Source organism: Acinetobacter sp. UBA3132, from assembly GCF_002364825.1.
Taxonomy (GTDB): Bacteria; Pseudomonadota; Gammaproteobacteria; order Pseudomonadales; family Moraxellaceae; genus Acinetobacter; species Acinetobacter schindleri.
This window is the reverse complement of record NZ_DEZM01000068.1, coordinates 1,127-25,092: the sequence shown is the minus strand read 5'-3', so window position 1 is coordinate 25,092 and position 23,966 is coordinate 1,127. Positions and strand designations below refer to the sequence as shown.

Genomic DNA, 23,966 nt, shown 5'->3' with positions numbered 1-23,966 from the left:
CGGTCGTTACACCTGCTATGGTGCGAGGTACACCAGCCCCAATTTTTGAAAAACAGGAAGGCTTGTATTTATATAGTCCTAATATCAATCTTGTCCTCGGTAATATGTATCAGCCTTTTGTAGTAGGTTCAGAAGGTAATAATATTATTTTGGAGGTTACCCGTATTCCAGATATTCCAGATATTTACAATAAAATCTACCAGAATTATAAGAGTAGTAATTTTAAACCAGATGATACTGCCTATAACACACAATATGGTGTGACTGAATACTTAGGAACCAGCAGCCTAGAAGGTTCTACCTGTAATGTGTATACCTGTGGCACAGCAATTAAAGCCAATGATCGGGATACGGTCGCAAAATATCAAGGGCGGAATGCAACTCACAGTAGTATTTCAATTGGTACAGTAGATCGTCTGCCAGGCAACCTTTTAGATGCAAATAAAGGCGACAATGCGACGGGAATTATGTTCAAGAGCACCGCAGCAAATGGAACCGAGTTTAAAAACTTTGGTTCAGTAGCAATTGATGGGGTGCTAATTCAGCATCTAAAAATTAAAACGACAGGACTATAAAGGGAGTTAGCCATGTTAAAGAAAATGACCTTAGCGACCTTGATGTGTGTATCGTTATCTAGCTATGCCAATTTAGTGAATTTAAATCAACAAGAAATGAAAGAGGTAGTTGGACAAGGGGGGGCAGACCTAAGTTGGACCTTTTCTTTAAATCATCGATATGCTACTAACCCAAATCTTAAAAATATTCATGGAATTGAAAACGGCATTGCAACTGTATATTACGATTTTGATGCAAATTCATGTGGTACAGATAATCTGTTCTGTCGTTTGGCTATTTCACCTAATAATCATGTGGATGAGGATGGCAATAAGAAATGGCTGGTTTTTAAAGATATTCAGGGTACCTTGCAAATTGACCGTTTTTCTATAGATGGCGCTACTATCATTAATTATCGGAATATTCCCCAAGCTGCGATGCAAGTCACTTTTTATGATGAAAGTCCGCTTAAAATACGTAATCTTGGGTTTAGTACCTTAGCGGTTGAAACAGGGACTACAGACGAGGCAGATAATAAAGAAGAAGGTTATTTAAATGTCGATAAATATGACACATACGTAGAAAAAATTACCGATATCAACGGTAACATTACAACTGCAGAAAAAGCAGTTCCTCAATTTGATCTTGGACAAGAAAAAGGTTTTATGGGGCTCAATGTGCATGGCAATATGCATATGTCTGGAAAATTGAAAATCTTTAGCTATAACTGCTCAGGTGGGGCACAAAGCCGTTGCTAAAATCTTAAGTGAAGGATAAGGATATCAATATGAAAACAAAAAAAATGCAATTAAAACTCCTCACTGTATGCGTATTTTTGGCACAACAAACCTATGCTTTAGAGGCTATCCAAGATCAGGACTTAGGACAAGTTACAGGTCAAGACGGGCTTAGCCTTACCCACGAAGTTTCAAAAGTGTACATTGAACAAGCCAACTGGCTTGATCCTACCGGTGATCAGAATGTACAAAGAGGTTTGGGACTGCATCAAGTAAATGTATTAGGTGTTAATAACAATCCTATAGTGAGCCAATTACATCTTGATGTAGGTGCAACAGAGGTCGGCACAGGGATCAGGCTGGCATTTAGTGTTGATCCATTTAATGCAGAGGCAAACTTAAATATTGTTGAAAAAAACTGTAGTGAAGCAACGTGTCATGCCATCAATCGGAATGTAGAAAATGTAAGTAGCTTGGGTAAGTTAGGTATACAAACCAACTCTCCAATAAAAATGCTTTTAGAAACACAAGCAGGGCTATTTAACAGTAAAGAGCTCGCTTATCTAGATTTTCAATTGCAAAATGCGAATATAAGTCATGCCTTAGGGAATAATAAAACCCTATTAAAAGACTTTAATTTTAACTTCTCTGGTTTTGGATATATGTCTGTAAACCAGCATGAAGGTATTGTCCTAAGTACATACAATACTGCAGAAAAACCGAGTATTAATAGTGAAACTAATATTGTGCATTTAGGACGTGTTGCTGATAAGACTGATGTGGCAGCGGGACGTTCTGGCGCTACTAATCCTGGTATAAATCTGGATTTGCGTTATGTAACCCAACAAGATGCAACTTCCAAAGCAGTAGTCAAAAATATTATGCGTATGGGCGCATCAGGTGGTATAACCAACGCAAAAATATTTATGAATGGTAATCAGTCTAATATTACTAAATTTGGAGTCAATACCAATGGTCAGGCTTACAATGCTTTAACAGGTTATGAAAATATCACCAATACTGGTGGCTTGCATTTGGGTATATCCACTGATTTCACCAATGCGTCCAATAGCCAAAATGCACCAACAACATTAGAAATAGGTCATACAGGGAAAGGAAGTTACGCAATTGAGTTTTCTAATTTAAGGGCACTTACAAAGCAGCAAAATGCTTATATTGATTTTGGTGATATTTATGTCAATACGATTTCAGGTAAAAGCTTAGATTTTCTGATAAATGAAAATTTAAAAAATACCTTAATGCAGAATGATCATATTCGTAAGCAAAATCTAAAGTCTACTGAAAATTATGCCTTTATTGCAGTGCGTGGTATGGATTTTCAGTCAATCGCCAGTAAAGCGCGCTTTATTTCAGACAATTCGATTGCCGCTCTTACAGGCGATGGTGGTTCTTGGGGTATAGGTATTCCAGTCTATAACCTGAATGCTAATGTAGCTTTGACCGGTACAACTTATAACGGTAAACAGGGGATAGCTTACAATGTTCTTGCATCAACCGAGGGTTATGGTATTGATGCTAAAACGGGTTTGCCAAGTACCACCTCTATTCTTTTAATTGATGGTCAAAATGGCGTACATGGCGAAGCTGTGAATTATTATGCTGGTTTACGTAACATTGATGCTCTGATTCAAGCTGAAGGTGTGATTAGCTATGAAGATAGTGGACTATATATTCGTGCAGGTGATTTATTAATTGCAGCACAAGCGGAATTAGCCATTGGCCAATTGCCTGGTTCAAAATATAACTGTACTTCAGGATCTGCGCTATGTGGTGCTGTAGTTGCTAACGATAGCTTCTCAAAACCTGATGATGTTTTGACTACGATTGCTTTAAAACTAGATGGTTCAGGTGAACTACGCATTATTCCAGGAGTAGATCCGACTCCTGCTGATCCTGATAGTAACTTCCTTGGATTGAAAGGTAATTTCAAATTTAAAGATTTAACTGCTGCGCAACGTGATGATGAAGATTATGTAGGTAGTTATTTTAGTTTAATCAACAAAGATATTGGTGAAAATGCTCAGGTTGTACAAAGTTCAGCATTAACTTTGAACAGTCTGGAAGGAAATTTAGGTTTTAATACAAAAGTTAAATTAAGTGCAGATACAGTGACCTTGGATAGTCAGATTGACTTGAATCATACTAAGGATCTGGCAACCCCATTTAGAACCAATTTCGCAATTACCACTAATAATACTATGCAGAATATGGCATCAATTGCGTTAACAGGTGGAACGATGCGTAGTACTTTAGGAATAACGCCACGTTAAAATGGCCATCTTCTTACAGAAGTGTGCTGTGTCACATAATGGTAAGTAAAATAAATAATGAAATTTTAATGAATTATTGTTCTAAATTAAGTGACTGATACTTCATGGGATTATAAGATGAAAAAAATAATAATGAGCAGTCTTGCATTTGCAATACTAGCAACATCTCAGCAAGGGATTGCTCTAACTGCTTTAGCGGATCAGGAACTGGCAGCAGTAGAAGGCCAGGCTCTTTTAAATATGCAGACTAATTATGATTCAGGGCAAGGTATCAAGTTTCATAAACTAGGCCTAGAAGCATTAATGGAACTTAATGTTAATATTAAAAGTCTCCAATTGGGCTGTGGTGGGATGAATGGTGCAAATGCCTGTGATATTGATATTTCCAATATATCATTAAGTGGTCCAGCAACAGGGCAAAAGACCGAGGGCTCTCCAAGTTTTACGGGTGAGCGTGCTGCAACCAGTGCTCAAATTACCAATCCATTTATTGAGTTTGCAATCAGTGGTAATCAGACAGCTACACGTGAAGTTGTGGGTTTTCGTCTAGGTGCAGAAGAAATTTTAGGCTTACTGACCTTGGGTACGGACAATATTCCAGATCCACAAGACGGAATTAAAAGCTTCAGTGGTTATATGAAAATGGCTCAAACTAAAGGTCACTCCTATACTAAGGCTGCAACCTTTGGTAATGCATCAGATCAGAAAATTAGTGGGACATTAACCGCTTTAGGACAAGACCGTACTTATACCAGTAAACCTGGTGCTGAAGGTCATACTGGAATTACTGTACCTTCGATGCGGGCAGATTTTGTGATGCCAGAAACAGTCGTAACCGGTAAACGTCTTAACTCAGCAGTCGTTTCTGGTATTCGTTCTACCTTAACATCTATTCCACTTGCTGCATCAGAGAGTGGTTCGTATGGGCCTGACGTAAATGGCACACCAGACTTTTCTAAAGACCAGCTATATGTCACGTTTCCTGCTCTAATTTCATTAGGGAGTATTGAGGTCGGAGATCACTCATTCTTTAAAATGGCAAAAGGATCAACCTTAGAAAACTTGAATATGGATATTACCTTTGTTCAAGCCTTAAATATGATTCATAACATTCCATTATCCGGTACAGGTGGATATCTGTCTTTGCAAAGCCGTGATGTGCAGTGGTTGGGCGCTGACGATAAAGATATAGCAAAAGCAGGGTGGTGGATGTCGTTTAAAGATCCAATTGACTTGGGATACTTAGAAACAAAAGATTTGGTAGATGTGTCTGCTGTATTGCCACAAGTTGCTAAAGCACTGACTACTGAACTGATGGCAAGTTATCATAATGTAGATGTATCAGTGATTGAAGCGCTGGGTTCTTTGGCAGACACCCCAATTGAACGAAAAATGAATATCAATGTTGGCGCTTATACAGGATATTATACTGGACAGCCTGCGCGATTGACCCTACAAAATCAGGTCTTGCAGAACCAGTCGGTTACATCTAACTGTTTCGGTGGGCATAAGTTCTGCTAATTTCAAATATAAAAGAAATCCCGCATTTCGCGGGATTTTTTACTTCAAAGACAAATTATTTCGCAATTTTAGCCAATAACTCTTCTTTAGAAAGGTTGACTGATTCAGCATCACGGCGACCTTTGTATTCAAAAGTGCCTGCATCCAGACCTTTTTCACCAATCACGATACGGTGTGGAATACCAGTTAGCTCAAGGTCAGAGAATTTTACCCCTGGACGTTCATTACGATCATCCAGCAGTACGTCATAACCTGCAGCTTGAAGCTCTGCATAAAGCGCTTCAGCAGCTTCTAAAGTACGCGGTGATTTGTGCGCATTCATCGGCACAATGGCAACTTCAAATGGTGCAATTGCAGCTGGCCAGATGATGCCTTTCTCATCATAGTTTTGCTCAATTGCAGACGCAACCACACGAGTCACACCGATACCGTAACAACCCATCGTTACAGTAAATGGCTTACCATCTTCACCAAGGACTTTACAGCCTAACGCTTCTGAGTATTTTTTGCCTAACTGGAAGATATGACCGACTTCGATACCACGCTTGATTTGAAGCGTGCCTTTACCATCTGGAGATGGATCACCTTCAACTACATTACGCAGGTCATAAACCTCAGTAAATTGTGCGTCACGGTCCCAGTTTACACCAGTCGCATGCTTGTCAGCTTCGTTTGCACCCGCAACGAAGTCAGACAGTATAGAAGCAGCCCGGTCAGCAATAACCGTAATTCCTTTTTCTATCAGACCTTGTGGACCTACAAAACCCGCCGTTAAGCCAAGTTCAGCAAGTTGAGCTTCAGTTGCAAACGCTAAAGGAGCAGCAATTTGTGGATGCTTTTCAGCTTTAATTTCATTCAGTTCGTGGTCGCCACGAAGGAACAAAGCAACAACTGGAGCAGGCTGACCAGCTTCTTTTGCAACGCCTTGAACGAGGAGAGCTTTCACTGAATGTGCAGGATCAGTGCCCAGGAAGTGAGATACATCAGCAATGGTTTTTTGATTTGGCGTGTCAACAACTTTTAATTCTTGAGCAGGTGCAGCGCGTTTACCAACCAGAACTGCTTCAGCCATTTCGATGTTGGCTGCATAATCCGATTCAGTCGAGAATGCGATATCATCTTCGCCGCTTGAAGCCAGGACGTGGAATTCGTGAGAACCTGAACCACCGATTGAACCGGTATCCGCCTGTACTGGACGGAAATTTAAACCTAAACGAGTAAAGATTTTGCAGTACGCATCATACATCTTGTCGTAAGTTTCTTGTAGTGATTCCTGGTCTGCGTGAAAAGAATATGCATCTTTCATGATGAATTCACGTGAACGCATTACACCAAAACGTGGACGAATTTCGTCCCGGAATTTAGTCTGTACTTGATAGAAATTGGCAGGCAATTGCTTATAGCTTTTTAACTCATTGCGCGCAAGATCAGTAATGACTTCTTCGTGTGTAGGACCAAGTACGAAATCATTGGTATGACGGTCTTTGAAACGAAGCAGTTCAGGACCATATTGAACATAACGGCCAGATTCTTCCCAAAGTGAAGCAGGCTGAGTTACCGGCATCAACACCTGTAATGAACCAGCACGATCCATTTCTTCGCGAACGATCGCTTCAACTTTATTTAATACGCGAACGCCCATCGGCAGCCAGGTATATAAACCTGAAGCCAACTTACGAATCATACCGGCACGAAGCATTAGCTGATGTGAAATAACTTCAGCATCGTTCGGGGTTTCTCTCAACGTTGCAAATAAAAAGCGACTCGCGCGCATGGAAACTGTCCTAAAAAATTAAGCGTTAAAGCAGAGATTATACAATAAAAAATGAGGTGAACATTTCAGAATGTCACCCCACTGTTATGCAATAAATTATGACATGATTTTACGTGTATGGCGCAGCATAAAATTTTTAAAGTCATCTAAATAAGTAAAGATGACTGGAACAACGACTAAGGTCAGTAGGGTAGAGGTGATCACCCCACCAATCACCGCATGTGCCATAGGTGCACTCTGTTCACCACCTTCACCGAGTCCAAGTGCCAAAGGAACCATACCCATGACCATAGCACTCGTTGTCATCAGGATTGGACGTAAACGGGTCTTACCTGAAGCAATAATAGCCTCATAACGATCTTCGCCACGGTCCATGGCTTTCTTGATGAAGTCAATCAGCAGGATAGCATTTTTGGTCACTAGACCCATCAACATAATGATCCCGATGATCGAGAACAGGTTCATGGTCGAGTTAAACAGGAACAGGGCTAGGAATACACCAATCAAGGACAAGGGCAACGAAGCCATGATCGCAGCTGGGTGAATAAAGCTGTTGAACTGTGAACCGAGTACAATATAAATGAACACGATCGATAGAGTTATCGCTGTCAGGGCATAACCTGCAGATTCAGCCATATCAGCATTGGCGCCTTGAGTGTCAAAGCTATAGCCCGGTGGTAAGTCAAAATCAGCCTGTACCTTGCTAATGTCCGTACCGATATCACCTGCAGGACGACCAGCTGTATTGGCTTCTACCAGTACTTCACGCGCCAGATCACGGCGGTTAATCTGGGATGCTCCAAGTTTTTCCTCAAATTTTGTCACACTTGAGAGGGGAACCATGATTGGTTGACCATTCGCATCAGTCTTATTTGATGTGAGATACATATTTTGTAAGTCACTTGGTAGAGTACGTTTATCTTCAGTCAGACGTAGATTCACGTCATAGGTTTCACCTTTTTCATCTTGCCAGGAGGTGACATCATCACCAGCAATTAACGGACGTATGACATTAGCAATCTGATTGACTGAAAGACCAAGATCACTTGCCAGTACACGATTGACCTGTACACTCAGAGTAGGCTTGGGTTCTTTCAATGAACTTTCAAGGTCAACCACACCCTCTACTTTGCTAATCTCTGCCATAAAGCGGTCAGAAATTTTTTGTAATTCATCCAGATCTGGCCCTTTAATAGAGATCATGATGGGCTTTTGCCCACCAGAAACAGTTTCGTCTGCAGAGGCGACTGAAGTAATGGTAATCCCGCCTACAGATTGCAAGCGCTCACGAAATTCATTGTTAAGGTCGTTCAGAGTTTTTTCACGTTCAGTCCGTGGCGTCACGGTGACGCGTAGACTGACATGGTTTTTGCCCCGGTCGGTAACCCCATTAATGACGCCATAAGTCGCACGTACATCCGGATGTTTACGGATGATCTGATCAACCTGCTGGAGTTTGGCCTGAGAGTACTCCAAAGATGAATCAACCGGAGTTTCAAATTTAATCCGGATTTCACCTTTGTCTGGTACAGGTACAAATTCGGTACCAATCAATTTGGAGAGTCCGAGAGCGCCAAATAGAGAGGCAACTGCAATCAGAATCGTGATCAATCTAAAACGCAGTGCCAGTTTGAGTAATTTCTCGTAGACATCGCTTAAGCCATCGAGCTTATTGGAAATCCAGGTAAAAAAGCGTTTTACCGCGTTGGGTTTTTTATTTGGGTCCTTTTTACGCTCTGCCCAATGCGCAGACAGCATTGGATCCAAGGTAAAGCTGACGAACATGGAAATCAGCACAGCGGTACTTACCGCAACGCCAAACTGGAAGAAGAAACGGCCAATAATGCCGCCCATAAATGCAACGGGTAAAAAGACTGCGACAATGGTCAGAGTCGTAGCGAGAACAGCCAGACCAATTTCTTTGGTGCCATCCAGAGCGGCAGTGACATGGTCTTTGCCCATATCACTGTGACGTACAATATTTTCCCGGACCACAATGGCATCATCAATCAACAGACCAATACTGAGCGAAAGTGCCAGCAGCGTCATCATATTGATGGTGAAACCAAAGGCCCAGATAAAGGTTAAGGTGCCAAGCAGGGCAATCGGTAAAGTAAGGCCAGTAATGACAGTAGAACGGAAAGAACCTAAAAATAGCAATACGATCAGTACTGCAAGCACAGCCCCTTCAATGATGGTTCGTGCCACATCGCCAATCGTTCCACGAATGCTTTTGGAGGAATCAACCACCACTTGCAAAGTAGTACCTTGCGGGAGCTGGGCTTTAATGCTTTCTAAAGTTTTATAAGTTTCAACGACAACTTCAATAACATTAGAGTCAGAACTACGCAGAATATCGATAGCCACTGCTGCCTTGCCATCCAGGAAAGCACCTGTTTCCAGTTCGGCCTGACTATCCTCAATCTTGGCAACCTGTTTCAGGAAAATAGGCGCACCATTTTTATTGGCAATGACCAGATCCCCAAAGGCTTGTGGATGCAGCACTTTAGAATTGATTTCAATCACCAGCTCAGAATTGCCAGATTTCAGCGTACCACCAGGAACTTCAATATTTTCAGATTTCAGTGTGTTAATGACACTGTCTACACCAATCCTAAAAGCTTGTAATTTTTGTGGTTCAACCTGAATACGGATCTGACGCTGGGCATCACCGAGCAGGTTGACTGTACCCACACCGGGAACAGTACGTAGCTGCGGCACAATACGTTGATCAAGATAAGAACTTAATGATTTGAGATCCATTTTGTCGGATTCAAATACAATCGACATGACTGCATTGGCAGATGGGTCATAACGCTCAACCACGGGTTCCTGAATTTCATCACGAAAATCAGCAGTAACAGACGCAATTTTATCTCGCACATCCTGTGCAGCAGTGGTTGATGGTACATCCAGGTTAAATTCTGCCGTAATCATCGACAGGCCTTCACTGGATTGTGAAATCACCTGTTTAAGGCCAGAAATGGTATTGATCTGGTCTTCCAGTTTTTTGGTGATCTCAGATTCAACCGTTTCAGGAGAAGCACCCGGATAGTTGGTATAGACCACCACAAAGGGAAAATCCACATCGGGAAACTCTTCCACACCCATACGTTGCCAGGAAGCGAGGCCCAGTACCATCAGACAGAACATCATCATGATGGTAAATACAGGAAACTTCACACTAATACGCGTCAACCACATCTTGATAATCCTTTTATGATTTTAGTTCTGGCCAAGGGTGACGGTTTTATTAATATCGGCATCCGTGAAGCTGATTCGGCTGACCCGATCACTACTTTCAAGTCCGCGAACGACGGCAAGATTATCGTTATAACGTTGTTCTAGTACATCCACATTCACTTTAATGATCTTATTCTGGCGAACAGCCCAGACATAAGGCTTGTTCTGAATATCCCGGATAGTATCCAGAGGAATCAGTTGTCCGGAAATCTGACGAGCACTGAGAATCTCGCCATCCACAAAGGAGCCGATACTTAAAGAAGTAATGGTTTCATTTGGACGAGCAAAGAATTCAATCTGACGACTGGCCTGATCTGCAATAGGAGAGATCCGACTGATACTGGCAGTAAGCAGGTTTGGATTGCCCTGAATACGGTATTCAATTTTACTGCCAGTTTTCAGGTCAGCCTGCATGTCGCTCGGCACTTTAGCCTGAATTTCCAGTTGATCTGGATCGACAATTTCAAAAATGGTTTGACCGGGAGCGACAGTCTGACCTGGCTCCACCTGACGTTGGGTAATTACCCCACTAATCGGGCTGCTAATGATACCATCCCGATCTGCCTTTTGTGCAATATCGACATTGGCCTGTTGTGCACGAACATTTTCTAATTGTGTTTGATAGTCGACACGGCTTTGTTCATATTCAGCTTTGGAAATAAAACCTTGATTGAGTAGGCGCTGCTTACGTTCCATCATGAGGCGTGCCTGATTCGCCTGTGCTTGAGCTGATGCACGATTGGCCTGGGCCTGTGCAAGACGCGCAGCATTGTCCTGATTATTCAGGCGAACCAAAACCTGACCTTTCTGAACGCGTTGCCCGACTTGAGCATTGACACTGGTCGCTGTAGCGGTCACCTGAGCCTGAATGCTACTTTGATTTACCGCACGGATAGTCCCGGTAAATGCTGTTTTTTGCACAGCATTGCCTGTCTTTACCTCAATCAGGTCTTGAGCAATCAGTTCTACAGTGTTTTGATTTTTTGATGGCGTTGAATCAGCTGTTTCTTGTTTATTACATGCAGTTAGGAGCAGACTCATACAGAGCAGACTCATGACAAAAGTAGAGCGACTGGTATTATTTTTCGAAAAATAAGTATGCTGTGCAGGGTGCATAGGAGTCCTTTTTATAGCGCTGACCACAGAAGCAGCATCAGGAATAAAAGATTATTCAAGCGCTTTTAAACGCTGGATAATTCTGTCGTATTCTGCTTCCTGATTTCGATAGCGGCTTTGTAAAGATTGAATATTTTCTTTTTGTGCAGTCAGGTTTTTTTCATTGGTAACTAAGGTTTTTTTAAGGTGCTCAGGTACATTTTTACCTTTACGCAGAAATTCACGTTCCTGACGTACAAACATAATCCGATCTTTTTGTAGCTGCTTAAGTTGCTCTTGTTGGAAAGCCATTTGCTTTTTCAACTGAGAGAGTACTTCATTCTTTTTTTGTAATGCAATCTGACTATTATTATAGGCACGTTTTAACTTCTGGTCTTCTGCCTGTTGTCTGGCAAGTGCTGCGCGTTGAGGTGCCTGACGAATATCTGCTTCAACATTATAAGGTTTGGCACGCTGAATCACCTGCATATTCTGATCTAGTGCTTCATAGCCATAACGAATATGGTTAGGGGTCACGTTGCTGCTAATATTTGCTACCCCCTTATGATCATAATAACGATACCATTTTGCTTTTTGAGGCACGTTATTTGTTGCGGATGCATGGCTAATAGTCAACATGGTTTGCAGCATAAGTACCACTAAAACAGCAGTCTGCCTGATTATGGATTTTCTTTGACCCATATAAGCAGGTTTTTCCCCAAACTGGCGCATTATCAGCTCCGCGAAAAAAGTTTACTAATAAAGTTCTTTTAAAGTTGACTAAATTACTTAATTAGAAGTAATAATATTGGTATATTATTCCTAATTCCGACAATAAAAAACTATTACCACTCAAAAAAAAATCATTGAAACAGGGAAAGTGTGAAGTCGTTATTGAAATTATAATTTTTTGACTACTTGTGTAGAAAATGCTCGTTGATAATCTCTGGACAGGTATGTTAAAAATAATCGACACTTATATAAAATTCCGCTATAAGCCTGTGGACGCTTATGGTTTCTGAATGGGAAGGGGTAAGAAATGGACGATAAATTCCAAAATCTAAAAGTGATGGTCATTGATGATTCAAAAACCATTCGTCGTACAGCAGAAACTCTTCTTCAGCGTGAAGGTTGTGAAGTCATTACCGCAGTAGACGGTTTTGAAGCATTGTCAAAAATTGCAGAAGCAAATCCCGACATCGTTTTTGTAGATATCATGATGCCTCGCCTTGATGGGTATCAGACTTGTGCCTTAATTAAAAACTCGCAAAGTTATCAGAACATTCCTGTTATTATGCTATCGAGTAAAGATGGTTTGTTCGATCAGGCCAAAGGCCGTGTGGTAGGTTCAGATGAATATCTCACCAAGCCATTTAGCAAAGATGAGTTGCTTACCGCAATCCGCAACCATATCAGTGCTTAATTTATTTGATTTTTTTCTTGGGGAAATTGGCATGCCACGTATTCTAATCGTAGATGATTCACCGACCGAAACTTTTCGTTTCCGCGAAATTCTATCCAAGCACGGCTTTGACGTGATTGAAGCAGCAAATGGGGCTGATGGGGTGACCATGGCGCAGGCAGAATTGCCTGATCTGGTGTTAATGGATGTCGTCATGCCAGGGGTAAACGGTTTTCAGGCGACACGTCAGATCGCTCGTGGGGCAACAACCAAACATATTCCAATTGTCATTGTAAGTACCAAGGATCAGGCAACTGACCGTGTATGGGGTAAGCGTCAGGGTGCAGCAGATTATCTGACCAAACCTGTAGATGAAAATCAGTTAATTGATGTGATTAAGCAACACCTCAATGCAGGATAAGCGCTATGGCAGCGAATGGATTTATCGAACTGCTTCGGATTGCGAAACGGGGTAACAAAAACTACGTTTCCAATGACAACGAAGTCAACCGATGGTCAGGCATTGCTTTTGAAATGATGGGGCAATATTTTGTTGCTCCGCTCGGGGAAGTATCGGAAGTTATCTATCCGCCAAAATATACACCTGTTCCCAATACTCAGCCGTGGGTAGTGGGACTGGCAAATATTCGGGGCAGACTGCTTTCAGTCTCAGATCTGGCTCAATACATGTCTGGACATAGAAGCCAGTATTCACCTACTCAAAAAGTATTATGCATTAACCATAATGATCAGTATGTCGGCCTGGTTGTAGATCAGGTTTTGGGGATTCAACACTTTAATAAGAAAAGTTTCTTTTCTAAAACAACTGAATTAGACAAAAATTTACAGGAATATTGTCAGGGGTATTTCCACCAGCATAATCAGCAGTGGCATGTCTTTTTATTCAGTCGTTTGTTGCAAAATCCAAAATACATGAATGCATCTATAAAATTTATAAATTAATTGTCGCACGAAAGTAAAAGGGCGTAAATTCGGGGAGAAGCTTTATGGGCTTTAAGCTTAAGAAGAAAAATACAGGCGAGAGTAGCAGCCGCAGCGGCGGTAATGCTTTTTTAGCCAAGATTCAATCACAAGCAGATCAGCTATCACGTGTATTTGGTGATAGTGAAAAGTCTAAGCCACTCATTTACGGAGCAATTGGCTGTCTTGTTGCTGCAACTATCACACTGTTATACCTTTTCTATAGCGTTCCTCGTGCCAACGAACTTACACAAAGTTTGGGTGAATTGCGTCTACTTTCACAAACCATTTCGCGTCAAGCAACTGAAGCGACTGCTTCCGGCACGCCTGAGGCAATGAAGAAACTGACCGAATCACAGCAGTCATTTGCTGAAAATCTGGAAACGGTAAAAAGTATCCATTCGAATAATGAAGCCCTGCAAGCGGTAGACAAGCAATGGACTGAAGTATCTTCAAGTATTGACCTGATTTCTTCACAACAAAAAATCATTAACCAACTTTACGATACTAACATCGCGATTGGTGAAGCAATTCCAGGAATTCAGGCAGAATATAACCTGATGGTCGATCAGATGGCACGTCAGGACATGCCGTCGAACCAGGTGGTTATTGCCAAAAACCAGGTATTCATTGCAGAACGTATCTTGCGTTCGATCAGCTTGGTGTTAACCGGTACAGATGGTTCACGTGAGTCTGCAGATGACTTCAGTTCGGATACTGAAACATTCGGTGCTTACTTAAATGCACAGTTAGATGGTTCAGCACAACTGGGTGTACAACGTATCGATGATCCGAACTTACGTGAGTCATTAGAAGGTATTAAAGCTGAATATGATGATGTATTACAGTCAGCTGCATCTACAATTTTGAAAAACTCAGCGCAGATTGTAAAAGTACGTCAGGCATCTGCATCTATTTTTTCTCAATCTGACCAACTATTAGATAACCTGAACAAACTGTCAGGTGGTTCAACTTTAAAAACAGTTATTCCGGCAATATTGTTACTTACCTTCCTGGCTGGCTTCATTGTTTGCGTATTCCGTTTGCTTTCATTACGTGGTGCATCGGATAAACAGCGTGTAACTCGCCTACAAGAAGAATATGACCGTAACCAGAATGCGATTCTTCGTTTACTTGACGAAATTGCTGACCTTGCAGATGGTGACTTACGTTCTTATGCAACGGTATCTGAAGACTTTACCGGTGCGATTGCTGACTCGATTAACTTCGCGATCGATCAATTACGTGATCTGGTATCGCGTATTACTGAAACATCTCAGGAAGTTGCACAATATACTGCAACTACTCAGAGCATTACCAACCAGTTAGCCGAAGCATCTGAACACCAGGCACAAGAGATTGCCGGTGCATCTGCAGCGATTAACGAAATGGCACTGTCGATTGACCAGGTATCTGCCAACGCCGAAGAGTCTGCTGTCGTTGCGGAACGTTCAGTACAAATTGCAGCAAATGGTGCAGACGTTGTACATCGTTCTATTGAGGGTATGGATACGATTCGTGAACAGATCCAGGAAACCTCTAAACGTATTAAACGTTTGGGTGAATCTTCTCAAGAGATTGGTAACATCGTCGCACTGATTAACGATATTGCCGACCAGACGAACATCCTGGCACTGAACGCTGCGATTCAGGCATCTATGGCGGGTGAAGCAGGCCGTGGTTTCGCCGTAGTTGCCGATGAAGTACAGCGTCTGGCAGAACGTTCTGCATCTGCGACCAAGCAGATTGAAGGCCTGGTAAAAACCATTCAAACTGATACCAACGAAGCTGTAATTTCGATGGAACAGACTACTGCCGAAGTTGTGCGTGGTGCGAACCTGTCTAAAGATGCCGGTGTGGCACTAGACGAGATTCAAACCGTATCGAATAACCTTGCAAAACTGATTGCGAACATTTCCGATGCAGCAAAACTTCAGGCTGCATCTGCGGGTCATATTGCAACGACGATGAACGTTGTACAGGAAATTACTTCACAAACAACGACTGCAACCTTCGATACGGCACGTTCGGTATCTGAACTTGCCAACATGGCCGATGCATTACGTGAATCTGTATCTGACTTTAAACTTCCAGAATAAGTCAGAAAAATTTGGGGGAAGGAGCGTGTCTTAATTCCGGTTAGGACACCTCCACATACAGATCAAGCCTCGACAAGATGTACTTAACTTCAAACGTTAGGTCTCGCGTGACGGTCACAATCAAGTTTGAGCGCCCTTCTTGGCGGCAGAACGTAAGAAGCCTTAGCTATGAAAGAAATATTAAAAGATCTAGTTGAAACAACAGCGCTTCCTGAAGATAGTTATCTTGATCAAGATGCTGAAATTTTAGAGATATTTGTCGAAGAGATTGAAGAAATCTTTGTCGAGTTAAATGCTTTATTGCCACAGTGGTTTGCCACACCAGATCATCAAGAAACATTAACCACCATTCGCCGCCATTTCCATACGCTGAAAGGTTCGGGTCGTATGGTCGGTGCGAAGCAGGCGGGTGAAATTGCCTGGGCAGTTGAAGATACTTTGAACCGTGTACTTTCCGGTTCAATCAAATTAACACCAGTCATTCAGAAGTTTGCGCAAGCAACTTTAAATATCTATCAATATATATTGTATCCATGCTTTAAGCAGGTACAGCCATTAACCGTGGATTTACGTCCAGTCGTACTTTTAGGACAACAATTACAACAGCAATTAAGTCCAGAACCGGCACTTGAAGAATTATTGCTACTTGCGGACAATTTGACTGCTGAAGGTCAGCTAACAGGTCTTGAGCTTGCGGATACTGCAGAAGCAGATTCATCAGGAGTAGAGATTGCTGAAACTGCTACCGCAGAACGAGTAGAAGTTGCTGAAGAACGTACTGACCTTGAAGAAACGGTGGCGATCTTTGTTGAAGAAGCCGAGGAACATCTGGCGACAATCCATGATTTCCTGAAACACGAAAATAGTGCCAAGCAAGACTATAATGGCCTGATTCGTGCATTGCATACCCTGCGTGGCAGCTCTTCTATGGCACAGATTGATGATATCTGTGAGGCCAGCGTTAAAGTAGAGAATTTATTTAAAACGCTGGTTCAGGATGAAATTGCTTCAACTTCCAAAGAAACAGCACTATTACAGCAATATTCAGAATTTATCGGTGATTATTTACATCTATTGAAACAGGGTAACACTGAAAAGCTGGCAGGGATTTCTGCTACTTTTGAGGATGCCTGGGATACCTATGGCTTTACTGTGACTGAACAGCAGGATGCTGATCAATCTCAAGGTATGGTTACACGTCTGGTTGAACTGAATATTGATCAGTTACTGGATGCCGAATTTGAGTTTGATAAGCGGGTACTTGAAGAATATCCAGATTATATTGAAGCTTTGAGCCAGCAAGCCGCAGAGCTGATGGCACATACCGATAACCGTGCATCGATCGGTATTCATGAATTCGCATCCCAGTTAAAAGCAGCTTATGATGCTTTGCTGGCGAGACCGGTCTTGCTTGAAAGTGATTATGCCTTCGAACTGTTTGCACAGGCACACCAGGAATTTATTCACCTGTTCGATACGCTCGCGGCAGGACAGCGGGTGATTTTGAATGCCGAAGTTGAAAAACTTCTGGCGGATCTGTCTGCCTTTGTACAGCAAGACATCGAAGTATTCGCTACAGACAAAGTTGTTGAAACTGAGGTACCTGCGCCAGTAGAGTCGGATATATCCACAGCAGTTGATTTTACTGGGCTCAGCCAGCGTATTGCAGTTGATCGTCAGCAGCAGGACGCTGAAGATGCGAACCGTGATTTCGATGAAGACTTGCTGGATATCTTCCTGGAAGAAGCAGATGAGTTGCTGGCAGGCATTGATGAAGACCTGAATACCTGGTCCAAAGAACCTGAAAATACCCACTCATTGAACAATCTGATGCGTTATTTGCATACCCTGAAGGGGGGTGCAAACATGATTGCTGCCACGCATATCGGTTCGATTGCACATGAGCTGGAAAGTATTTATGAGCGCGTGATCCGTCAGCAGATTACCGTAACACCTGCATTGATCCAGGTTATCCGCCTGGTACAGGATAACGTGTCAGACCGTATCCAGAGTATTCGTGATGATAAGATTGATTATCCGGCACCTGAAGCTATTCATATGCTGCAAAATATCCAGGCACTTGTGGCTGGAACAGCTACTGCAACTCCGGTAGCTGCTGTTGAGACGGTAGAAGCAGAGACTTCTGTAGAACTAGAAGTTATTGACGATGCATCGGAATCTGCTGAGATCGTTGTGGAATCACAAGCGCTTGAGCGAGTATACAGCTTTGAAGCTGAATCTGTTCCTGCATCAGATGAGCAAATTCAGGAAGATCAGTCAGGCGAAACACTTACTGCTGAGTCAGCTGAATCTATGCTTGCTGATGAAGATGATCTGCAATCAATTGTTGAAGAAACCTTCCTGGAAGAATCGCAAGAGATTCTGGAAAATGCAGAAAAATTACTGAACCAATGGTTCGATCAGCGAAGTGACCGTAGCTTATTGCTGCAACTTCAGCGTGCTGCCCACAGTATCAAGGGTGGCGCCCGCATGATCAGCAATGAAAGCATCGCAAGTATTGCTTATGGTCTGGAAAGTGCATTTGAACAGTTTGCTGTTCATCATTTTAACTCCAATGCCTATGACAGTCTGCTGCAAAAGACCCTGAAATGGCTGGGTCAAGCCATTTTTGATAATGATTACAATGGTTTTGAGCAAATCAAAGCAGCGCTGGATGCGATTGAGTTTGTAGATGTCACTGCACAGCTACCTGAACGTCTGACCAAAACTGAAAGTCTGGAAGTTACAACTGGCTTCGAGTTTGTTCAGGGTGATGGTACTGAACCACCAAATATGATGGGTGAGTGGGCTGAGAACACCTCAAGCGATAGCAGTAACGAGATGATCCGTATTTCAGCCGAACTGGTCGAGAAGATGATTGACCTGTCAGGCGAAAATGCAATTAACCGTTCGCGTATCGAGATGGATCTGGGACAGCTCGGCAATACCTTAAATGAGATGGAACTGGCGATCAAACGTCTGGCTGATCAGCTGCGCCGTATGGAAGGCGAGCTGGAGTCTCAGATTATTGCCAAACATGGCTCAGAAAACTCACGCTATGCTGACTTCGACCCCTTGGAGATGGACCAATATTCATCCCTGAACCAGTTATCTAAATCTCTTGCTGAATCTGCATCGGACTTGGTCGACTTTAAGACCACGCTCGCGGAAAAAATCCGTGATACCGAAGGTTTGCTATTGCAACAATCGCGTATCCAGGCTGAGATTCAGGAAAGTCTGATGCGTACCCGTCTGGTACCATTTGACCGTATGTTGCCACGTTTACAACGTATTGTGCGTCAAACTTCGACCACACTGAACCGTCCGGCAGAGCTGATTGTTCAGAATACCGAAGGTGAACTCGACCGTACCATTCTGGAACGTCTGGTAAACCCATTTGAGCACATGCTGCGTAATGCGATTGACCATGGTCTGGAAGATACTGCAGAACGGCTTGCGCTGAATAAGCCAGAAGTCGGTTCAATTGTCCTGAACATTAGCCGTCAGGGTACCGACGTCATTATCTCCTTTAGTGATGATGGTAAGGGGATTGATGCGGAGAGTATTCGTGCTAAAGCCATCAGTCTGGGCTTGATCAAAGCGGAACAGCAGGTGGATCAGGAAGAATTGCTGCAATTCATCTTCCATCCAGGTTTCAGTACGGCTAAAGCAGTCACCCAGATTTCGGGTCGAGGTGTTGGTCTGGACGTGGTACAAAGCGAAATCAAAACGCTGGGCGGTCACGTTTCGGTAAATTCTGAACTGGGCAAAGGCACTACCTTTACGATTCGCGTACCGACCACTGTGGCAGTCAGTGATGCCTTGATGGTGAAAGCAGGTGACCAGCAATTTGCCATTTCTCTGGCACAGATTGACCGTATTGTCCGTATTGCACCAGCAACACTGGAAACTTACTTCAACAGTAAGGATGATTACTTCAAGATTGATGGTGTGAACTACAAGCTGCGCTATCTGTCTGAGTTTGTCTCTAATCAGCCAATTCCACGTTTGAATAATGTCGCACATTCATTACCAGTACTCCTCATCAAGGGTAATGGTGGTCAAAGTATCGCTTTGCTGGTGGATCAATTAGTTGGCTCACGTGCACAGATCGTAGTGAAACCGATTGGACAGCAGTTTGCCAGTGTGGGTGTGATTGCAGGGGCAACCATTCTTGGTGATGGTCAGGTCTGTCTGATTCTGGATGGTCAGAATATTGCCCGTCAGGTTCAGGCGACTCAGCGTATCAAACAGTTATCTGATCAGCAGGATCTGTCGCGTCGTGGTAATGCACGTCGTCTGGTCATGATTGTCGATGACTCGGTAACTGTACGTAAGGTAACGTCACGTCTGTTAGAGCGTCAGGGTTATGATATTGTCACTGCCAAAGATGGTGTCGACGCGATTGAACAGTTGGAAAATGTCCGTCCAGACCTGATGTTGCTGGATATTGAAATGCCACGTATGGATGGTTTCGAAGTAACTAACTTGGTTCGCCATCATGATATTCACCGCAACTTGCCAATTATCATGATCACCTCACGTACTGGGGAGAAGCATCGTGAGCGTGCCTTCAGTCTGGGTGTAACACACTATATGGGTAAACCGTTCCAGGAAGCGGAGCTGCTTGCCAATGTTCAAGAATTAATTGCTGCTCAACAGGGGTAATGAATGAATAGTCAGACTAATGTGAACGCAGTGTCGGCCGATAAAATCAGCCAGCAGGAGCTACAGCATCTCATTACCGTATCTACGGGATTTATTGATGCGTATATCATCGACTGTCATGGCAAGGATCCGATGTTGCTGCCGCAGAACATTGTTCTATCAGCGCTGGATAGTGCTACACAGGTAAAAACTGTAGAGTGGCATGATGCACAACTTCCAGTTTATGCAGTGAATGATCCAGACCGTAAGAATGGTGTAGCATTAGTCATTGAAGGGGATGAAGCGAATCAGCGTTTTGCCCTGATGTGCAATGAAATGCCCAAGACCATCCGTTTACGTATTTCGGAAATTGTCGATGATGAACGCGAAGTGACAGATCCGACGATTTTCCAGTATGTACGTATGGGCGAGGCGATGTACCATATTCCCCAGATGGCACATATTCAGTCCTTGGTCGGCCATTAAGCTATATAGATCTAAGAATATAAAAAAGGAACTCAACGGAGTTCCTTTTTTATTTGGAGCTTTTCAATCTGGCTTAGTTTGCCAACAGATTGATCAGGATTTTTTCGTAAATTTCAGCCAGTGGTTCCAGATCTGCAATATCGACATGCTCATTGATCTGGTGGATGGTGGCATTTAATACGCCTAGCTCAAGGACTTGAGCACCGGTAGGGGCAATGAAACGGCCATCTGAAGTACCTCCAGAAGTTGACAGTTCGGTTTCAGTACCAGTGACATCACGAATCGCATCTTTAGCAGCATTTACCAGTTCACCGACTGGTGTCAGGAATGGCAGGCCAGATAAAGTCCACTGAATGTCATATTCCACACCATGACGATCCAGAACTTCTAAAGTGCGTGCTTTTAATTCGTCAGCAGTCACTTCAGTTGAATAACGCCAGTTGCACAGTAAATTCATTGTGCCTGGAACAACGTTGGTTGCACCTGTGCCAGCATTGATATTGGAAATCTGGAAAGAGGTTGCCGGGAAGTATTCGTTGCCATTATCCCAAACAGTTTCACAGAGTTCAGCGATGGCTTTCGATGCAGTATGAATTGGATTCACAGCAAGATGTGGATAGGCCACATGACCTTGTTTACCTTTGACAGTCAGGTTGGCATTCAATGAGCCACGACGGCCGTTTTTAATAATATCACCAAGTTTATTGGTACTAGATGGTTCACCTACCAGACACCAGGTAATTTTCTCATTACGCGCTTCTAAGGCCTCAATAACTTTTACCGTACCATTGATCGATGGACCTTCTTCATCAGAAGTGATCAGGTAAGCAATTGAACCTTTATGATCTGGATATTTTTCTACAAAGCGCTCAGTAGCAACGACCATGGCTGCCAATGCAGTTTTCATATCTGCACTGCCGCGACCATAAAGTTTACCATCACGGATTTCTGGCAGGAACGGGTCAGAGTTCCAGGCATCCAGGTTGCCGGTTGGCACTACATCTGTATGACCTGCAAAACAGAACACCGGGCCATCCGTCCCTTTGCGCGCCCAAATATTATCGACATCTTCAAAACGCATGTTTTCGATGTTGAAGCCTACCTTTTTCAGGCGTTCTGCCATGATGTTCTGGCAATCATGATCGACTGGAGTAACGGAAGGCTGACGTAACAGTTGCAGGCTTAAATCGAGAGTTGCGGAAGATGTCATATGCGATTCATTCATAAATCAAGAATATTGTGGGCACTATGATAGGCGAAGATGCAGTAACTTGTGAATCACAGACATAAAAAAACCCTGACAAGCGCAGGGTTCTTTTACTAAGGCAATAAGATTAGTTGCGGCGAATTTCATCAGAAGTTTTTTCTGCTGTACCAGTCACGGCTTCACCCGCTTTAGACACATCTTTACCAACGCCTTTCACAGTATTACAACCTGTAAGTACAAATGCCAAGATTAAAGAAGTTGCAAGAATTTTTTTCATCATCATCTCCGTGTTATCAATAATAAAATTATTATGATGTGGAAGTTAGATTAGAAAATATACGAAAGAAAAAATATATGGTTTTCATAGTGCTTGCGTAAATTAATGTAATAGTTATCAAATTTTTCAGTAAATATCCTAGATCAGTGTCGGGACACGGAACATATAGAAATCTCCGCTGAGTGCCGATTTATATAAGCCATTAGTCCACCACTGTGGATAGTCACTGCTCATATGCCGGTTTGGATAGATCCATTCATGTCGTTGCAAACGATAAAAGCCTTGTTCCCGGTCTGGAATCTGATAGCCCCAACGACCCAAACGCCGTCCGGTATTGACCCAGCCTGGAATAGGCGCGATATGGTGAATCGGTAAAAAAAGTTGACCTTTCAATACACAGAAACGCTGATCAATTGGGTAATCCAGCGCATCCTGAAACTGGAACTGCTTTTGAGTGAAATGCTTCAGCTTGCGATTCAAGGTATCGCTTCGGTTTAATCCATACCAATGCGGCAAGCTAAAGTCTGCTTCAGCCAGATAATATTTTAAAGCAATTTCCCAGTGTTCGATTTTTTCGGTGAGTTTATTGAACAACAGAAAATCAAGTTCACCTAAGGTTTTGGGTCCATCAATCTTCTGAATACTATGTCCAAGCAGGGTATAGGGATGATAACCCTTATCCAGCAGCCAAAACCAGATCAGCATTTCGAAACGCAGTCCAAGACGAGTACTTTTGAGTTGTGCAACAAAGTTTTCCAAAGCCTGTGGATTTTGATCCAGTTCTAAAAGTCGTGGATGATAATTTTCCAGATATTGTTGCCATATTTGATCTGAATGCAAGTCAAAGGCATGCTCTAGTTCAAGTTTGTCAGGCACCTGAGAAAGGATATTTGGACTGCCAACAGCGAACGCCAGCTGACGTACCAGTGGATGCTGATACTGTTGCCACGGTTCAATAAAGTCCTGAGTCAGGCAGGGTACAGGCATGAAGAGTCCTAGCTAAATATGCAGAAATACAACGGATAAGAATCAAAAACACCTTATACTACCCCAATTCCGTGGTTAGGGTTGCTGTATGAAAGTGTTGTTTTGGCGAAGTCTGGTGGTCATTTTTGTGACATTAGGCTTTATAGGTGCGGTTTTGCCTGGCATGCCAACAACGGTTTTCTTGATTCTGGCCACATGGGCTGCCTCTAAAGGCTGGCCGCAGATGGATGAGTGGCTGCTGAATCACCCTAAATATGGACAGACTTTACGCGACTGGCGTGCCAATCGGACCGTGCCGCGTAAAGCCAAATGGTTTGCCAGTATCATGATGCTGGTTAGCGGGATTATCATGTTATTTACCAATGCACCGCTGGCTGTCAAAATCTTTACTGATCTGACCATGCTAATCGTGGCAATCTGGTTATGGTGCCGCCCGGAACCCAAGCCAATCTCTGAAAAGCATATACCGTCTGAAAGGGAATAAATGTATGCAGCAATGGACTATAGAACAAGCCGATATTCAGATTGATCTGGCTGCACAAAAACTGTATCTACCTCGTTTTGCCAAGAGTTATTCAATTTCAAGTGGTAAAAATGGTATCGGAGAAATAGAAAATAGTGGTAAAACGCCTCGAGGCTGGCATAAAGTTGCGCAAAAAATCGG

General features: G+C 42.9%; 18 protein-coding genes and 1 pseudogene. 12 read left to right on the top strand and 7 right to left on the bottom strand.

The annotated features are described in order from the left end of the window. The 4 genes and pseudogenes from B4033_RS03090 to B4033_RS03075 form a co-directional block, all read left to right on the top strand. Nucleotides 1-575: pseudogene (locus B4033_RS03090) on the top strand (hypothetical protein); the annotation flags it as partial. 12 nt (nucleotides 576-587) lie between these two features. After that, entirely contained in the window at nucleotides 588-1,313 is a 726-nt protein-coding gene (locus tag B4033_RS03085; RefSeq protein WP_005223035.1) for a hypothetical protein, read from the top strand. Nucleotides 1,314-1,342: 29 nt separating this feature from the next. Continuing rightward, on the top strand, nucleotides 1,343-3,583 hold the full coding sequence (locus B4033_RS03080) for a DUF6160 family protein (protein ID WP_286832029.1): 2,241 nt from the start codon (nucleotides 1,343-1,345) through the stop codon (nucleotides 3,581-3,583). A gap of 117 nt (nucleotides 3,584-3,700) precedes the next feature. Next, on the top strand, nucleotides 3,701-5,104 hold the full coding sequence (locus tag B4033_RS03075; RefSeq protein WP_286832027.1) for a hypothetical protein: 1,404 nt from the start codon (nucleotides 3,701-3,703) through the stop codon (nucleotides 5,102-5,104). Nucleotides 5,105-5,159: 55 nt separating this feature from the next. On the opposite strand, the gene B4033_RS03070 is transcribed toward B4033_RS03075, so the two are convergent. The 4 genes from B4033_RS03070 to B4033_RS03055 form a co-directional block, all read right to left on the bottom strand. After that, nucleotides 5,160-6,878 (bottom strand): proline--tRNA ligase, encoded by a 1,719-nt coding sequence (locus tag B4033_RS03070; protein WP_286832025.1) that lies wholly within the window; start codon nucleotides 6,876-6,878, stop codon nucleotides 5,160-5,162. Between the two features lie 96 nt (nucleotides 6,879-6,974). Continuing rightward, the gene (locus B4033_RS03065) at nucleotides 6,975-10,082 is read right to left on the bottom strand and encodes an efflux RND transporter permease subunit (protein WP_286832004.1); all 3,108 of its coding nucleotides are present in this window, start codon (nucleotides 10,080-10,082) and stop codon (nucleotides 6,975-6,977) included. A gap of 21 nt (nucleotides 10,083-10,103) precedes the next feature. Continuing rightward, nucleotides 10,104-11,237 carry an efflux RND transporter periplasmic adaptor subunit gene (locus B4033_RS03060; protein ID WP_076754036.1) on the bottom strand — a complete coding sequence of 378 codons (1,134 nt, stop codon included), beginning with the start codon at nucleotides 11,235-11,237 and terminating at the stop codon, nucleotides 10,104-10,106. A 51-nt stretch (nucleotides 11,238-11,288) separates the two neighbouring features. Beyond that, nucleotides 11,289-11,948, bottom strand: a complete 660-nt coding sequence (locus tag B4033_RS03055) for a hypothetical protein (protein ID WP_286832001.1) — start codon at nucleotides 11,946-11,948, stop codon at nucleotides 11,289-11,291. A gap of 307 nt (nucleotides 11,949-12,255) precedes the next feature. Between B4033_RS03055 and pilG the strand changes: the two genes are divergently transcribed. The 6 genes from pilG (at nucleotide 12,256) to B4033_RS03025 (ending at nucleotide 20,831) form a co-directional block, all read left to right on the top strand. Continuing rightward, a complete protein-coding gene (pilG, locus tag B4033_RS03050; RefSeq protein WP_004814763.1) occupies nucleotides 12,256-12,639 on the top strand; it encodes a twitching motility response regulator PilG in 384 nt (127 codons plus the stop codon). 31 nt (nucleotides 12,640-12,670) lie between these two features. Continuing rightward, on the top strand, nucleotides 12,671-13,039 hold the full coding sequence (locus B4033_RS03045; protein ID WP_004814764.1) for a response regulator: 369 nt from the start codon (nucleotides 12,671-12,673) through the stop codon (nucleotides 13,037-13,039). A gap of 5 nt (nucleotides 13,040-13,044) precedes the next feature. After that, entirely contained in the window at nucleotides 13,045-13,581 is a 537-nt protein-coding gene (locus tag B4033_RS03040; RefSeq protein WP_004814765.1) for a chemotaxis protein CheW, read from the top strand. A 44-nt stretch (nucleotides 13,582-13,625) separates the two neighbouring features. Further along, on the top strand, nucleotides 13,626-15,698 hold the full coding sequence (locus B4033_RS03035) for a methyl-accepting chemotaxis protein (RefSeq protein ID WP_004814766.1): 2,073 nt from the start codon (nucleotides 13,626-13,628) through the stop codon (nucleotides 15,696-15,698). Nucleotides 15,699-15,866: 168 nt separating this feature from the next. Beyond that, on the top strand, nucleotides 15,867-20,366 hold the full coding sequence (locus tag B4033_RS03030) for an Hpt domain-containing protein (protein WP_286831997.1): 4,500 nt from the start codon (nucleotides 15,867-15,869) through the stop codon (nucleotides 20,364-20,366). Between the two features lie 3 nt (nucleotides 20,367-20,369). After that, nucleotides 20,370-20,831: a hypothetical protein gene (locus B4033_RS03025; RefSeq protein WP_008307514.1), complete on the top strand. Its 462-nt coding sequence runs from the start codon at nucleotides 20,370-20,372 to the stop codon at nucleotides 20,829-20,831. A 73-nt stretch (nucleotides 20,832-20,904) separates the two neighbouring features. Here the strand turns inward: B4033_RS03025 and dapE are convergent, their stop codons facing one another. The 3 genes from dapE to B4033_RS03010 form a co-directional block, all read right to left on the bottom strand. Further along, nucleotides 20,905-22,041, bottom strand: a complete 1,137-nt coding sequence (dapE, locus tag B4033_RS03020) for a succinyl-diaminopimelate desuccinylase (protein WP_286831994.1) — start codon at nucleotides 22,039-22,041, stop codon at nucleotides 20,905-20,907. A 124-nt stretch (nucleotides 22,042-22,165) separates the two neighbouring features. Continuing rightward, the gene (locus B4033_RS03015) at nucleotides 22,166-22,315 is read right to left on the bottom strand and encodes an entericidin A/B family lipoprotein (protein WP_004814773.1); all 150 of its coding nucleotides are present in this window, start codon (nucleotides 22,313-22,315) and stop codon (nucleotides 22,166-22,168) included. A gap of 138 nt (nucleotides 22,316-22,453) precedes the next feature. Beyond that, nucleotides 22,454-23,302: a DUF1853 family protein gene (locus B4033_RS03010; RefSeq protein WP_286831992.1), complete on the bottom strand. Its 849-nt coding sequence runs from the start codon at nucleotides 23,300-23,302 to the stop codon at nucleotides 22,454-22,456. Between the two features lie 88 nt (nucleotides 23,303-23,390). Here B4033_RS03010 and B4033_RS03005 point away from each other — a divergent pair, with 88 nt between their 5' ends. Next, entirely contained in the window at nucleotides 23,391-23,786 is a 396-nt protein-coding gene (locus B4033_RS03005) for a YbaN family protein (protein ID WP_008307518.1), read from the top strand. Between the two features lie 4 nt (nucleotides 23,787-23,790). Further along, the coding region (locus B4033_RS03000) for a L,D-transpeptidase (protein ID WP_286832031.1) at nucleotides 23,791-23,966 on the top strand (176 nt) is incomplete at its 3' end.

Excerpts from the sequence above, each read along its gene's own strand:
- B4033_RS03085 (WP_005223035.1), top strand. The coding sequence starts at position 588 with ATGTTAAAGAAAATGACCTTAGCGACCTTGATGTGTGTATCGTTATCT.
- B4033_RS03010 (WP_286831992.1), bottom strand. The coding sequence starts at position 23,302 with ATGCCTGTACCCTGCCTGACTCAGGACTTTATTGAACCGTGGCAACAG.
- pilG (WP_004814763.1), top strand. The coding sequence starts at position 12,256 with ATGGACGATAAATTCCAAAATCTAAAAGTGATGGTCATTGATGATTCA.
- B4033_RS03015 (WP_004814773.1), bottom strand. The coding sequence starts at position 22,315 with ATGAAAAAAATTCTTGCAACTTCTTTAATCTTGGCATTTGTACTTACA.
- B4033_RS03070 (WP_286832025.1), bottom strand. The coding sequence starts at position 6,878 with ATGCGCGCGAGTCGCTTTTTATTTGCAACGTTGAGAGAAACCCCGAAC.
- B4033_RS03065 (WP_286832004.1), bottom strand. The coding sequence starts at position 10,082 with ATGTGGTTGACGCGTATTAGTGTGAAGTTTCCTGTATTTACCATCATG.
- B4033_RS03035 (WP_004814766.1), top strand. The coding sequence starts at position 13,626 with ATGGGCTTTAAGCTTAAGAAGAAAAATACAGGCGAGAGTAGCAGCCGC.
- B4033_RS03075 (WP_286832027.1), top strand. The coding sequence starts at position 3,701 with ATGAAAAAAATAATAATGAGCAGTCTTGCATTTGCAATACTAGCAACA.
- B4033_RS03025 (WP_008307514.1), top strand. The coding sequence starts at position 20,370 with ATGAATAGTCAGACTAATGTGAACGCAGTGTCGGCCGATAAAATCAGC.
- B4033_RS03060 (WP_076754036.1), bottom strand. The coding sequence starts at position 11,237 with ATGCACCCTGCACAGCATACTTATTTTTCGAAAAATAATACCAGTCGC.
- B4033_RS03055 (WP_286832001.1), bottom strand. The coding sequence starts at position 11,948 with ATGCGCCAGTTTGGGGAAAAACCTGCTTATATGGGTCAAAGAAAATCC.
- B4033_RS03080 (WP_286832029.1), top strand. The coding sequence starts at position 1,343 with ATGAAAACAAAAAAAATGCAATTAAAACTCCTCACTGTATGCGTATTT.
- B4033_RS03045 (WP_004814764.1), top strand. The coding sequence starts at position 12,671 with ATGCCACGTATTCTAATCGTAGATGATTCACCGACCGAAACTTTTCGT.
- B4033_RS03005 (WP_008307518.1), top strand. The coding sequence starts at position 23,391 with ATGAAAGTGTTGTTTTGGCGAAGTCTGGTGGTCATTTTTGTGACATTA.
- B4033_RS03040 (WP_004814765.1), top strand. The coding sequence starts at position 13,045 with ATGGCAGCGAATGGATTTATCGAACTGCTTCGGATTGCGAAACGGGGT.
- B4033_RS03030 (WP_286831997.1), top strand. The coding sequence starts at position 15,867 with ATGAAAGAAATATTAAAAGATCTAGTTGAAACAACAGCGCTTCCTGAA.
- dapE (WP_286831994.1), bottom strand. The coding sequence starts at position 22,041 with ATGACATCTTCCGCAACTCTCGATTTAAGCCTGCAACTGTTACGTCAG.